Source organism: Pseudoalteromonas holothuriae (genome assembly GCF_945859825.1).
GTDB classification, from domain to species: Bacteria; Pseudomonadota; Gammaproteobacteria; order Enterobacterales; family Alteromonadaceae; genus Pseudoalteromonas; species Pseudoalteromonas holothuriae.
Map to the genome: position 1 here is coordinate 65484 of NZ_CAMAPC010000006.1, position 13640 is coordinate 79123.

A 13640-nucleotide genomic window follows, 5' to 3' on the forward strand; every position below is an offset into this window, starting at 1 on the left:
ACGAAAATTTTCGCTGACAATCGGCGATAAATGTGGTTAAGATGCGATAAAGGAACATTCTCACAGGAGAAATAATGTTTAAAAAAATCCTCGCATCTGTTGGTATAGGTGCGGCAACAGTAGATACAGTTTTAGAAACCGAGCATTTATACCCCGGACAAAAATTTCAAGCCAAGATTATCATAGAAGGTGGGGATGTTAGCCAACAAGTGAGTGGCTTAGAAATGGCACTAATGACACGTGTAAAAGTTGAAAATGATGACGGTCATTATTTTGTCAATCATGTAATTGAAACGTGGAAGATTGGCGAGCAATTTGACATAGCTTCAGGTCAAACTAAGGTGATACCCTTTGAGGCCAGACTTCATTCTGAGACGCCAATCACTGAGCTGAACGCGGGTTATAATCATTGTCATGTTTGGTTAGAAACGGGCCTAGATATCGATTTAGCACTTGATCCTACAGACAGAGACACCCTGCATATTTACCCTAATGATGCGATTAAAACGTGTATGTCAGCTATGGAGAAATTGGGTTTTGGTCTTGTTAAAGCTGATGTTGAAAAAGGGCAGCTTAGGGCGAGTAATTTCCATACGGTTTCAGGTTGTTACCAGGAATTGGAATATCGACCGCACAGTAAATCATTGTTTGGTATTCAAGAGGTAGAGCTATCTTTTGTACCAGAAGCACACCGAACTCATGTGCTGATTGAGTTAGATAGAGCGTTCCGAAGTGACGGTTATGTGGATTTAACCATTGAACATGACCAAGTGAATTTATCGCAGTTGTGCGACCAATTAGAGCGTTTATTTGCTTAAATGCACTCGTTATTTATAAGCCCAGCCAATGCTGGGTTTTTTTATCACTGAGTTTTGATGAAGATCAACAGCTCCTAATTTGATTACGACATTGATCATTTATTTAATGCAATTTGTATAACAGGAGCTATTAAATGCTTTGGCAGACTAAACTTTTCTCTGAACTTGAAATAGATATGTTGTTTAACTTAATGAAAGCGCGGGTGGATGTATTTGTTGTTGAGCAGCAATGTGCGTATCCAGAGTTAGATGAAATTGATAAGCATGAACAAACAAGACATGTATTTTTATCTCAACAATACGATGTTCAAGCTTATGCACGAGTGTACAGAAAATCGATGAGTGAATGTGCAATAGGGCGGGTACTAATTGTTGAAACCGAACGAGGTAAGGGGCTGGCAAAACCTTTAATGAAACAGGCATTGGATGTGTGTAACACCCATTTTGCACAGGATGAAATAGTAATATCCGCGCAAACTTATTTATTGCCTTTTTATGAGTCTCTAGGTTTTAAACTTGAGGGAGTGGAATATTTGGAAGATGGTATACCTCATCATGACATGCGATATAAAAAAGCGCTTGAATAATCAAGCGCTCACCAGTATTTATTGCGAGTGTATAAACACTAAGGCGATTGCCACGGGACAGACAAACTTAATATACCAAGGCCATACTTTCCAAAAAAAGCTATTATCAGCTTCTGGATAGCCATTTTTTATTTCTGTGAGCAAGTTGTTTCTTTGCCATATCCAGCCAACAAAAACACAACATAACATACCAATCAGTGGCTGACCAAATTGTGTTGTTAAGCTCACGACAAACCCAAATAAGTCACTAAAGTTAAAGATGATTGTGAAGCTAACTACAGAGATAAGGCCACCGATCACCCAAGTGGCTTGCAAACGTGATAAAGCAAATCGTTCAACTGCGTAGGATACTGGTGCTTCCAACATGGAAATCGATGACGTTAAAGCGGCAATGCTCATAAGTGCAAAAAATGCAAACCCAACAAATAGCCCGACATCGCCCATACTATCGAATAGTGCGGGTAGTACTTGAAAGACTAAAGTGTCCTCAGATAAGAGTTGACCGTTAGCGCTGAATATTTCAACCCCTTGCGCTTGGGCTACATACATTGCAGGAATAATTAATAAGCCAGCAACAAATGCGATAAAGACATCAATAAGGGTTACATAAGCACCTAGAGAAACTAAGTTTTCTTGTCTGCTGATGTATGAGCCGTAGATGATCATCACACTTGTGCCAAGAGAGAGTGAGAAAAACGCTTGGCCAAGCGCACTTACTAGTAGCTCTGGGTCTAAAATTGATGAGAAATCTGGAACCAAGTATGCTTTTAAGCCCTCACTTGCCCCGTCTTGTATCAGAACATATGCTATCAGTAAAAATAAAATCCCTAAAAGTGCAGGCATAAGACGCTTGGACCATTTCTCTATTCCATTTTCAACGCCTTTGCTGATAATAGAAATGGTGAGTATCACAAATATAGAAGTAAATATTAAATCACGTGCAAGTGATTGGTTACTTAACCACACGGTGGCATCGGGCATATTTGCAAGTTTAGTAATGGGTTCTAAGGTTGCAGTAAACATCCACCCAGCAACAATGGCGTAAAAGCTCAAAATTAACCCTGCGCAAATTATACCGCCAAAACCCACCGCGAATGCGAAACGTTTATTAAAAGCATTCTTAGAAAGTTTCTGTAATGAAGATACGGCATTAGCTTGGCCATGGCGGCCAATGACCAACTCAGCCATTAAAGCGGGGTAAGCTAAGCAAAATGCTAACACTAAATAAACTAATACAAATGCGGCCCCGCCATTACTAGCGGTTTGAGTAGGAAAGCCCCAAATATTACCTAGGCCCACAGCCGACCCAGCTGCTGCCATTATAAAACCAAAGCGAGAACTAAATTCTCCGCGCACACTGCTCATATTTTTATACTTCTCTATTTTTTACGGCGGCTGACAATCTACTGTAAATAATGACAAATAAAAAGCGCTAATTGTAATTAGAATGCCATGATCTAACGCAGTTTTTCTTCAATTAAAGGGTTGTAACATTAAACCTCCAGAGCTTTGTAGGCACTTTAGGGATAAGTTATTTATTTTTCAGTTAATTAACAGCCAGCTATTATGTATGTGTGATAATTACTTTACGCTGCTTACTAGGCTTTACAAGGTAAAATTAAAGTAAACTTGGCACCACCTAAAATATCAGATTGTGAGACTGTGGCGTGCCCATGGTGCCAATCAACGACTTTGGCGACAATAGCCAGACCTAACCCATAGCTCTTTTGTGCGCGATTACGGTGAGTTTGCTCCTGAAAGAATGGGTTAAATACTTTATGCCAGTTCTGTGGTGCAATACCAGGCCCATCATCTTCTATATGAATAAGTACGTTGTGTTCATCACTAACAACCCTAATTAACACTGAGTGCTCAGCAAAATCAGCTGCATTGGTTAGTAAGTTAGTTACCGCGCGTGCCAACCAGTGTAAATCGGCTTTAATAGATAGTGGATGCTCAACTTCGTGCTCAATGCGCAGTCCAGAGTTTTGAAATTTAGGCGCCACTTGCTCGGTTAAAGAGCTAAAATAATCGCCTGCACCAGTGACCTCAAACTTTAGTAAATGTGATTTTTGTTCTAGGGTGGCAAAAGATAGGTAGCTTGCTAGCATATCTTCCATTTGATCTAGGTCTTTTTCCATGCGTGATAATAGAGTATGTATTTTGCTCACATCTTGTTCGTCTAGCGCGGCGTCCAGACCGAATCGTAAACAAGCAACAGGTGTACGAATATCATGAGATAGACTAGAAGCCAGCAGTTTGTTTTCAGCAAGAAGCTTTTCAATCTGGCTTGCCATGCGGTTAAAAGTAAGTTCTACATCTTTAATATAGGTGAACTTGTTTGTAGCAATGCGAGCACTGAAATTACCGCTGGCGAACTGCTTAGCAGCCTCAGTTAGTATGGATAAACGCTTGGCCAGTGGCGAGAGAATAAACCACATGAATGTGCACACACCAGCGTAAAATAGTAAAGTTAAAAGCGCATCATTATCCAGACGTTCAGGTGGCTTTTCTAAGCGTAGCTCTAAGTAATCAGGCAGCAATGCTTGGTTGGTTTTGAGCAAATAGAAACCTTGCTGGTCCTCAAGTACTAACCCTTTTTTTGTTAGCATTTGGGCTTTAAGCTCTGTAGGAACTGCGAGCATATTACCTTTTTTATAATTAATTGCTAACTCATAATCTGCACTTAAAGTCTGAATGTAATTTGCACGTTGCTCGGGTGCTTGGCGTGCGGCTTGAATTGCTGCACCCGTTGCCAATGTACTTTGCCAGCCAAAGTTATCTTCTACTTCTAATGCTTGTTCACTAAAAATATCAATGAGCCAACCAAGTACGACAATTGAAACAAGGGCACTGGCAAGCAGGTAAAGGTAAAGTTTTCTCACATTGCGGCCTTTACCATGCGCTGGGTACCATTAAATAGCCTTTCCCCCAAATTGTTTTAATCTTTTCTGGGTGCTGTGGGTCGTCATCGAATTTTTTACGAAGTGCAGAAATGAGCACGTCAACACTTCGGTCAAGCCCATCATATTCTCGTCCTTTGGTTGCCTTGAACACGGCGTCGCGAGAAACCACTTCGCCAGCATTAGAGGCTAAAAAGTGCAGGAGTAAATATTCAGCACTTGAGATATTGACTTCGCTACCTTGTAATAAGACTTTACGTGCTTGAGTATCGATATTTAGGTTGCCAACACGTATTAAATTGTCATTGGTATGATTTGCCGTCGTTGCGTCATTTGATACGCGCAACATGGCTTTGATCCTTGCAAGCAAAGCTCTTGGTCGCACAGGCTTTATGACGTAGTCACTGGCACCGACCTCTAAACCAATTACTTCATCCATTTCTTCATCTTTTGCGGTAAGCATTACAATCGGTTTTTGATAGAATTGACGCAGCTCACGGCACACACTGATCCCATCTTGACCTGGCAGCATAACATCAAGTAAAACAATATCAGGATTGAGGGTTCTGACCATATTTACGACTTTATCGCCACGTTCGCATACATGTGTAGTATAACCTTGGTTATTTAAGTAATCGGCTACCCACTGAGCAAGAGATTCATCATCTTCTACTAGCAGAATCGTGCCATAATTATCCATTTTTAACTCCTGTTTATTAATTGTTCTAGTAATGATGCTCGCGGGATCACAAGGTTGTTACCAATTCTGCCTTAGTCATCCGCAACTGTCACTTTATAAAATTAAACTGAACTTTAGGAAAAGTTAGTTAACCAAGTAAAATACTTAAAATATTGGATCTGAAAAATTATTTCTCCAAGCTTAATTGAGTGCCGTTATAGTTATAATTTCGCAATACAGAGGTTTGCTGAGTTTCAAAATACATAACGTACTCCAAGTTTGGCTTTATGTTGATGGTTTTGGCGAACAATGGGGCTGTGGTAAATTTGCTTTGAAAACCAAGTTGACATCCACCCAGCTAAAAATACCCAGCGTTCGGCGATAGGATATTCTGTATGTAATTCATACACTAAGCTATATGCACCTTTGGGGTTATATGTCAGGCGTTCAATCGTTTGCTCATCAGGGGCGATACCAAAATAATAATCAGTAAAATCATTAGAGTATAGGTTAATACCGATAGCTGTTCTAAAATCCCAATTTTGCCATGGTACTATTTTGCTAAAGAATGTACTTAATACCCAGCCATTGTGAGTACTACTAATATCTTGTAGTAACTCAAATGATAATTGATTGCCACCATAGCGTTTGCTTAAACGTAATCCTGCGGTAATATCAAATTGCCGTTCATTAATTCCTTTTAGCTCAGGTATTTGGTTCGACCGGTATAAGTCAAAACCATTTTCACTAAAGCCATCTTGTGCTTGAGTTAAAATTAAATCTAACCCCCAATCGTATTTTTCTATTGCGCTGTAACCAAGCACCAAACCACCTGACAGTTGACTGCGATCTACATCAAAGTACCAATTGCCATAGTTTACATAGACATTTATATTCAGTAACTCGACGCCTTCTTGGTGGGCTTGTGAACCCACTAGGTATGAATCTTCAAACACATACCCAGCTCCAAAGCTAATATCAAAGACGAAATTTTCACTCGGTTTAAAAGTGTTATCTGCGTAAAGCCGATTACTTGCATGTACAGTATTGGATAGACAGATAAGTAGGGTTACTAAACGGAGAGTTCGGGACATAATATTCACCAACCACATTGATGGTGAATATTATATTGATATGTCAGGCAGGGAACTGTAAAAAAGTGTCAACTAAAGCACGTTTATCTTATCAATCAATATTGTACTTAACGTTTGGTGCATTGCACTGCTAAGTGCACTCACTTCAGTTTCAGAACAAGCGCCAGCTGTTTTTTGCGGCTCGCTAATAGTGTGTTCTATTTGATATTTTGGTATTTCTACTGGTACTTTAGTACGCGCAATTCTGGCTTGTTCAGTATTTTGTTCTACGATAAATGAGATAATATCATGCTCATTTGCGATTTTTTCTTCTTTGGTATAGCTAAACTGTAGAGGAATACCTTGAAAACTTGCACTATCGATTGATGATTTAGCAAACCAAACAACATCGGATGAAGCGACATGTGTCAACCTCATGCTTACACTGGCAATAATATTACTGCATTGATAGCTGGGTGCTTTTTGAGTAACTAATTCATAAAGCGTGTGTGAAGTTTTTGGCTTATTTAGTATATAGGTATTATTTGGACCGAATGTTAAATCTAGTTGATGTACATTTAGAACATAGTCAGCACTACTTTTAGAAACTACTTTCAGACCTTGTTGCTTCAATGTGTATACAAGGTGTGCGCGTAATGTATCAGTCATAGCAACTTTGTTATCAACAATACGCACGGTATTGTTTTTTTGGATAGGGTGAGCGGGCAGTTGCACAGACTTGATTCTGGCTGAGTCTAGTTCAGTACCGTAGCTGAGTTGGTAAACCTCTTTACTTAATATAGGCTTAGGCGGCACATTAAGTTTTGGTGCCATCTTTTTGGTCATCGAACAGCCAAAAGACAAAGCTAAAATAAAAAGTATAAGCAAAAAACGCATCCAAGTACCTCACGTTATAATTAAAGTCTTAATTGGCAATACAAATAACGGTTAACTTCGTGATAAACTTTCTTCAATTCGAGTTTATAGGGTCATTATGAAGTATTTAGTTATTGTTGTATTTTGGCTATTTACGACAAAAGTCCATGCATTAGAAGACGCAAAGCAGCAGTGGCACCAATTTTTGAACAGCTATTCTAAGCAAGTCGAGCGCAAACTGAAAGAAAAATCAATTCCAGGTGCTGCATTAAGTATTGTTCACGGTGAACTTGGCACATTAGCAAAGGGTTATGGCAACACTAAAGTGCGTAAAGGGCTGCCTGTTGATGAAAATACCCGTTTTCGGCTGGCATCTGTGTCAAAAACGTTCGCGGGCTCGTTAAGTGCCAAACTTGCGAGCCAACATTACCTTCGATTAGATGATTATGTGAGTGATTACCTGCCATATATAAAAGATACAGATTATCATTCACTAAAAGTGTATCACTTACTCAGTCATTCAAGTGGCTTAGTGCCCAATGCTTACGATAATTTGATTGAATCGAGAATGCCCTATGAGCAAATTATTGAGCGTTTGATTAAAGTTAAGCGTATTTGCAAGCCGGGACAATGTTATGGTTATCAAAATGCGATGTTTAGCCTTATTTCAGACGTTATTTTGCACGCGACAGGGATGCCTTATGAGCGTTGGTTGCTGGAGTTTATTTTTAAACCATTGAAAATGAATGACGGTGGGGTGGGTATTGATAATATGCTAAAAGATAGTAATTATGCTTTACCTCATGTGTTGGGGCGAAAGCGTTGGCATACAGCCAAACTTAAACCTCACTATTATAAAGTTGCACCAGCGGCGGGTATCAATGCAAGTGCACAAGATATGGTACAGTGGTTAAAAGCACAGCTAGGGCTATTTCCTCATGTATTATCTTTAGAAGCGCTGACGATACAAAGTCGCCCATATACATATACAAAAAGAGAACTGCGGCGTCGAATATGGCGCAATCACGTGAACGATGCATTTTACGGTTTAGGGTGGCGCATGTACGATTATGATGGAGAATATATTATGTATCACAGTGGTTGGGTGCAGGGATATAGAACTGATATAGTCGCAATTCCAGCGTTAAACGTAGGTTTCAGCTTGCTACTTAATGCTGAGAGCGGCGCCATTAATCAATTAACGACGGATTTTATTTCACAAGTAATCAAAAAATATAAAATGGCGCCAAAGCAATAAACAATGGCGCACAAAGAAAGTAATTAACGTGGTAATTGAATTTTCTTTTCTTCACTTTGGCGATATAGCACGATGATATGACCGATAGTTTGCACTTTATAAGCGCCTGTTTCACGAACAATAGCATCAAAAATAAGCTGTTTTGTTTCGCGATCATTAGTCGGCACTTTTATCTTTATAAGTTCGTGAATGTTTAAAGATTGGTCAATTTCAACGAGTACGCCTTCGGTTAGACCATTCGCACCGAGTAAAACTACAGGTTTAAGTGGATGTGCTAACCCTTTAAGGTACTGCTTTTGTTTATTTGATAAAGTCATATTGGTACAATTTACTAAATATAGGCTTGAATTTTCATATTCTACCGCCATCTAGACAATATTACTAATGAGTTGCAGTTAATATGGCAAATAAAAAGCACTCAGCGAGCTCAAAGCGCTGGTTAAAGGAACATGTGGACGACCCATACGTTCATGAAGCACAAAAGCGTGGTTTTCGTTCTCGCGCAGTTTTTAAGCTAGAAGAAATTCAGCAGCGGGATAAACTCATTAAGCCAGGTATGAGCGTAGTTGATTTGGGGGCAGCTCCCGGTAGTTGGTCGCAATACTTAGCAGAGCAAGTGGATGAAAATGGGCAAGTTATTGCATGTGATATTCTACCTATGGACTCTCTGGCTGGTGTTGATTTTTTACAAGGTGACTTTCGTGAAGAGGCAGTGCTCAATACGTTATTAGAGCGCATTGGTGGTAAAAATATTGATGTTGTCTTTTCAGACATGGCTCCTAATATGAGCGGTAACATGTCCACAGATCAGGCTGGAAGTATGTACTTGGTCGAATTGGCGTTAGATATGTGCCATCAGGTGCTCGGCAAAAACGGTGCCTTTGCGGTGAAAGTTTTTCAGGGCGAAGGATTTGATCAGTTTGTGCAAGAGGTTCGTAAATGTTTTAACATAGTTAAAATCAGAAAACCAAAAGCCTCTCGCCCTCGTTCACGTGAAGTATATATAGTGGCGACAGGATACAAACTGTAGTACAGTTGAAGGGCACAAAAAATGAATTTAAATAATTTTGGATACAAGAGGTTAACCCCTTGAGCGATATGGCGAAGAACTTAATACTTTGGTTGGTGATAGCAGTAGTGCTTATGACCGTTTTTCAGAGTTTCAATAGCGGCGATTTAACAGATCGTCAAACCAGTTACACGCAGTTTGTTAAAGAAGTGCGAAGCGGCGCAGTGCGAGACGTTAACATCGATCGTTCATCCGGTACTATTACTGGAATGAAAGGAAATGGTGAGCGTTTTCAAACTATCATGCCAATGTATGACGAAGATCTTATCAATGATTTATTGAAAAATGATGTCAATGTCAAAGGTGTTGCTCCAGAAGAGCAATCATTCTTGGCTAACATTTTTATTTCTTGGTTCCCAATGCTACTGCTTATTGGTGTGTGGATTTTCTTCATGCGTCAAATGCAAGGTGGCGGTGGAAAGGGCGCAATGTCATTTGGAAAGAGCAAAGCTCGTTTAATGAGTGAGGATCAAGTTAAAACCACGTTTTCAGATGTTGCTGGCTGTGATGAAGCAAAAGAAGATGTCACAGAGTTAGTGGACTTCTTACGCGACCCATCAAAGTTCCAGAAATTAGGTGGTAGCATACCGAAGGGTGTGTTGATGGTAGGCCCACCAGGAACAGGTAAAACCTTACTTGCTAAGGCGGTTGCTGGTGAAGCGAAAGTACCGTTTTTTACTATTTCGGGTTCAGACTTTGTTGAAATGTTTGTAGGTGTAGGTGCATCGCGTGTTCGTGATATGTTTGAACAAGCTAAAAAAGCAGCACCTTGTATTATTTTTATTGACGAAATTGACGCGGTTGGACGTAAACGTGGTGCTGGTATGGGGGGAGGGCATGATGAACGTGAGCAAACCTTAAACCAAATGTTAGTAGAAATGGATGGCTTTGAAGGCAATGAAGGTATCATAGTAATTGCTGCAACCAACAGGCCTGACGTTTTAGATCCAGCTTTATTGCGCCCAGGTCGATTTGATCGTCAGGTTGTAGTTGGCTTGCCAGATATCCGTGGTCGTGAGCAAATATTGAATGTACACATGCGCAAAGTGCCACTAGACGATAATGTTGAAGCATCACTAATTGCACGAGGTACTCCAGGCTTTTCAGGTGCTGACCTTGCAAATTTAGTCAATGAAGCTGCCTTATTTGCTGCTCGCGGTAACAAACGAAAAGTAAGTATGGCCGAGTTCGATGCTGCAAAAGACAAAATCATGATGGGTGCTGAGCGTAAGTCAATGGTGATGAGCGAGCATGAAAAAGAAATGACTGCTTATCATGAAGCTGGGCATGCCATTGTAGGTCGCTTAGTGCCAGAGCATGATCCTGTTTATAAGGTTTCTATTATTCCTCGCGGTCGTGCCTTGGGTGTGACTATGTACTTACCTGAACAAGACCGTGTGAGCCATTCTAAAGAACATCTAGAGTCAATGCTTTCTAGTTTATATGGTGGTCGAATTGCAGAAGCGTTAATTTATGGCGAAGATAAAGTAACAACAGGTGCAAGTAATGACATTGAACGTGCAACTGATATCGCCAAAAAAATGGTTATGCAGTGGGGGTTAAGTAGTAAGCTTGGACCGCAAATGTATCTTGAAGAGCAAGGTGAAATGTACATGGGCAGTGGTTCGCATAGAACTGCTGGTATGTCAGATGAGACTGCAAAGTTAATTGACTCTGAGATTAAAGACTTTGTTACTCGCAACTATGACCGCGCAGAGCAAATTCTAAAAGATAATATGGATATCTTGCATAGCATGAAAGATGCATTAATGAAGTTCGAAACGATTGATGCGGGTCAGATTGATGATTTGATGACGCGCTCAGAAGTTAGGCCTCCACGTGATGCACATGACCGCAAGCCGGAAAGTAAATCTGACAAAAAGGCTGAAAAGTCATCATCAGATGAGGAAAAAAAGGCTGCAGATGACTCTCAGACCCCTTCAGAGCTTGATGATAGGCCTGAATAACGGTTAAAATAGCACTATATTGCAAAGCCCCGCGATGTCGGGGCTTTTTCATATCCGCTAAATTGAATTATCGCGATGATATTGTTTCGCATAATTGTTAATTTGCCAAGCAAAGTGCTTTGGTACTAACTAATATTACTCTGAGCTGAGTAAAACAATGATAACTACAATCCGTTTACCTAGAGGCCGTACACTTTGCCTCGATACGCCTCAGATTATGGGGATCGTCAATGTAACTCCTGATTCTTTTTCAGATGGTGGTACTTACTATCAAAGTGACATCGCTGTCAAACAGGCTTTATCCTTAATTCAACAAGGTGCGACAATACTAGATATTGGTGGTGAATCTACACGCCCTGGTGCGCCAGATGTTGCTTGCGATCAAGAATTGCAGCGTGTGATACCCGTGATAGAGGGTATACGTCGCTATAGCGACTGTATTATTTCTGTTGATACCAGTAAAGCACAAGTGATGCAACAAGCTATCAAAGCTGGCGCAGATATTATAAATGATGTAAGGGCCTTACAAGAACCAGATGCATTGCAAGTGGCTGCTGCTTACCCAGATGTGCCAATATGCTTAATGCACATGCAAGGCCAACCACGTACGATGCAAAAAAAGCCAACTTATAATGAATTAATTTTAGATATTAAGGCATTTTTCAGCGAACGGCTGCTAGTTTGTAACAAATACGGCATCGCTAAAGAGCGCATTATACTCGACCCGGGTTTTGGCTTTGGTAAAGACTTATCCCACAATTTTGAGTTGTTGGGTAACTTTGGGGCTTTTAAGTCTTTCAAACTGCCATTGTTAGCAGGGCTTTCTAGAAAGTCTATGTTTGGTAATTTACTAAATAGAGAAACCAGTGAGCGGCTTGCTGCGAGTTTAGCGGGGGCATTGTTGTGTGCACAGCAGGGTGCGCACATCTTACGGGTTCATGATGTTCAACAAACTGCTGACGTGCTTACTGTATGGCACGCAGCGCGTAATGGAGTAACCATATGACAACTAGAAAATATTTTGGTACAGATGGAGTGAGAGGTTTAGTTGGGCAATACCCAATTACACCAGAGTTTGCGCTGAAATTAGGTTGGGCTGCTGGTAAAGTTTTATCGAAAACTGGCACAAAAAAAGTAATTATAGGTAAAGATACGCGTATTTCTGGTTACTTATTAGAAACCTCTTTAGAGGCGGGTTTAATTGCTGCTGGTATTGATGTGGTGCTACTAGGCCCTATGCCAACCCCAGCTGTAGCATATTTAACACAAACTTTTAGAGCAGAAGCGGGTATTGTGATCAGCGCGTCACATAATCCGTATCATGATAACGGCATTAAATTTTTTAGTGGTAACGGGTTAAAGCTAGCCGATAGTGTTGAACTTGAAATTGAAGCTATGATGGATGAGGAAATGACCTGTGTTACCTCAGAGAAATTAGGTAAAGCGCGTCGTCTTGAAAATGCTGATGGCCGTTATATTGAGTTTTGTAAAAGCCAATTTCCTAAAGACTTATCCCTTGAAGGTTTAAAGGTTGTATTGGATTGTGCAAATGGTGCCACTTATCATATTGCACCTGCAGTTATGCGCGAATTGGGGGCGACCGTAATTTGCCATGCATGCGAGCCAAACGGGTTAAATATTAATCATGAATGTGGTGCAACACATGTTGATAGTCTTAAGCGTCAAGTATTAGAACATCAAGCTGATGTAGGTGTTGCGTACGATGGTGATGGCGACCGAGTCATGATGGTGGACCACAATGGTCAAGTATTTGATGGTGACGATATCGTCTATATTATTGCTTGTTTAGCGCATGCGAATGACACATTAAATGGTGGCGTTGTGGGTACGGTTATGTCTAATATGGGACTTGAAAATGCGCTCAAGGCAAGAGGAATAGATTTTGTTAGAAGCAAAGTAGGTGATCGTTATGTCATGGAGCTACTTAATCAAAATGGCTGGACCATTGGTGGTGAAAGCTCTGGACATATATTGAATCTTGGCCTTATTTGCACAGGCGACGGTATTATCTCTAGTTTACAAGTATTGGCTGCCATGGTGTCACAGAACAAAACATTGCAGGACTTGGGTAGTGGTTTTACAAAATACCCAATGAAAATGATCAATGTTCGCTACAAGACTAATAATGACCCAACCGAGCAGGACATTGTTAAGCAAGCCGTTGTAGAGGTAGAGCAAGAATTAGCGGGTAAAGGTCGAGTGTTATTAAGAAAGTCGGGAACAGAACCTGTGATCAGAGTTATGGTTGAAGCCGAACAAGAGAAGCAAGTTATCGACTTTGCAACTAAAATTGCTGAAGTTGTTGAATCTGTGAGCAATTAATCTTATTTTTTATTTTATTTCTTGTAAATCAGGGTGAGGCAAGTTAGTATCTCACCCGCTTTCTGAT

Annotated in this window: 13 protein-coding genes; 7 read left to right on the top strand and 6 right to left on the bottom strand. The window is 40.4% G+C overall.

What is annotated here, in order from left to right; all coding sequences use genetic code 11:
• Positions 1–74 precede the first annotated feature (74 nt).
• Both OCI93_RS09705 and OCI93_RS09710 read left to right on the top strand, forming a co-directional pair.
• The gene (locus OCI93_RS09705) at positions 75–818 is read left to right on the top strand and encodes a sporulation protein (RefSeq protein WP_261592235.1); all 744 of its coding nucleotides are present in this window, start codon (positions 75–77) and stop codon (positions 816–818) included.
• Between the two features lie 134 nt (positions 819–952).
• The gene (locus OCI93_RS09710) at positions 953–1405 is read left to right on the top strand and encodes a GNAT family N-acetyltransferase (RefSeq protein WP_261592236.1); all 453 of its coding nucleotides are present in this window, start codon (positions 953–955) and stop codon (positions 1403–1405) included.
• Between the two features lie 18 nt (positions 1406–1423).
• Here OCI93_RS09710 and OCI93_RS09715 read toward each other — a convergent pair whose 3' ends face one another.
• The 5 genes from OCI93_RS09715 to OCI93_RS09735 all read right to left on the bottom strand — a co-directional run bounded on the left by OCI93_RS09715 (position 1424) and on the right by OCI93_RS09735 (position 6906).
• The gene (locus tag OCI93_RS09715) at positions 1424–2770 is read right to left on the bottom strand and encodes a sodium-dependent transporter (RefSeq protein WP_261626292.1); all 1347 of its coding nucleotides are present in this window, start codon (positions 2768–2770) and stop codon (positions 1424–1426) included.
• Between the two features lie 233 nt (positions 2771–3003).
• On the bottom strand, positions 3004–4290 hold the full coding sequence (locus OCI93_RS09720; RefSeq protein ID WP_261626293.1) for a sensor histidine kinase: 1287 nt from the start codon (positions 4288–4290) through the stop codon (positions 3004–3006).
• A gap of 10 nt (positions 4291–4300) precedes the next feature.
• Positions 4301–5008 carry a response regulator gene (locus OCI93_RS09725; protein WP_261592239.1) on the bottom strand — a complete coding sequence of 236 codons (708 nt, stop codon included), beginning with the start codon at positions 5006–5008 and terminating at the stop codon, positions 4301–4303.
• Between the two features lie 233 nt (positions 5009–5241).
• Complete coding sequence (locus tag OCI93_RS09730; RefSeq protein WP_261592240.1) at positions 5242–6081, bottom strand: MipA/OmpV family protein; 840 nt, start codon at positions 6079–6081, stop codon at positions 5242–5244.
• Positions 6082–6153: 72 nt separating this feature from the next.
• Positions 6154–6906 carry a hypothetical protein gene (locus OCI93_RS09735; RefSeq protein WP_261592241.1) on the bottom strand — a complete coding sequence of 251 codons (753 nt, stop codon included), beginning with the start codon at positions 6904–6906 and terminating at the stop codon, positions 6154–6156.
• Between the two features lie 148 nt (positions 6907–7054).
• Between OCI93_RS09735 and OCI93_RS09740 the strand changes: the two genes are divergently transcribed.
• Entirely contained in the window at positions 7055–8194 is a 1140-nt protein-coding gene (locus tag OCI93_RS09740; RefSeq protein WP_261626294.1) for a serine hydrolase domain-containing protein, read from the top strand.
• A gap of 23 nt (positions 8195–8217) precedes the next feature.
• Here the strand turns inward: OCI93_RS09740 and yhbY are convergent, their stop codons facing one another.
• Positions 8218–8511, bottom strand: coding sequence for a ribosome assembly RNA-binding protein YhbY (gene yhbY, locus OCI93_RS09745; RefSeq protein WP_261626295.1), 294 nt, complete (start codon positions 8509–8511; stop codon positions 8218–8220).
• Positions 8512–8594: 83 nt separating this feature from the next.
• On the opposite strand from yhbY, the gene rlmE reads away from it, so the two are divergent.
• The 4 genes from rlmE to glmM all read left to right on the top strand — a co-directional run bounded on the left by rlmE (position 8595) and on the right by glmM (position 13573).
• Positions 8595–9224 (top strand): 23S rRNA (uridine(2552)-2'-O)-methyltransferase RlmE, encoded by a 630-nt coding sequence (gene rlmE / locus OCI93_RS09750; RefSeq protein WP_261592244.1) that lies wholly within the window; start codon positions 8595–8597, stop codon positions 9222–9224.
• A gap of 68 nt (positions 9225–9292) precedes the next feature.
• On the top strand, positions 9293–11230 hold the full coding sequence (gene ftsH / locus OCI93_RS09755; RefSeq protein ID WP_261592432.1) for an ATP-dependent zinc metalloprotease FtsH: 1938 nt from the start codon (positions 9293–9295) through the stop codon (positions 11228–11230).
• 157 nt (positions 11231–11387) lie between these two features.
• Complete coding sequence (folP, locus tag OCI93_RS09760) at positions 11388–12236, top strand: dihydropteroate synthase (protein ID WP_261592245.1); 849 nt, start codon at positions 11388–11390, stop codon at positions 12234–12236.
• Entirely contained in the window at positions 12233–13573 is a 1341-nt protein-coding gene (gene glmM / locus OCI93_RS09765; RefSeq protein ID WP_261592246.1) for a phosphoglucosamine mutase, read from the top strand. Before folP ends, glmM begins: the two co-directional genes overlap by 4 nt.
• The last annotated feature ends 67 nt before the right edge of the window (positions 13574–13640 follow it).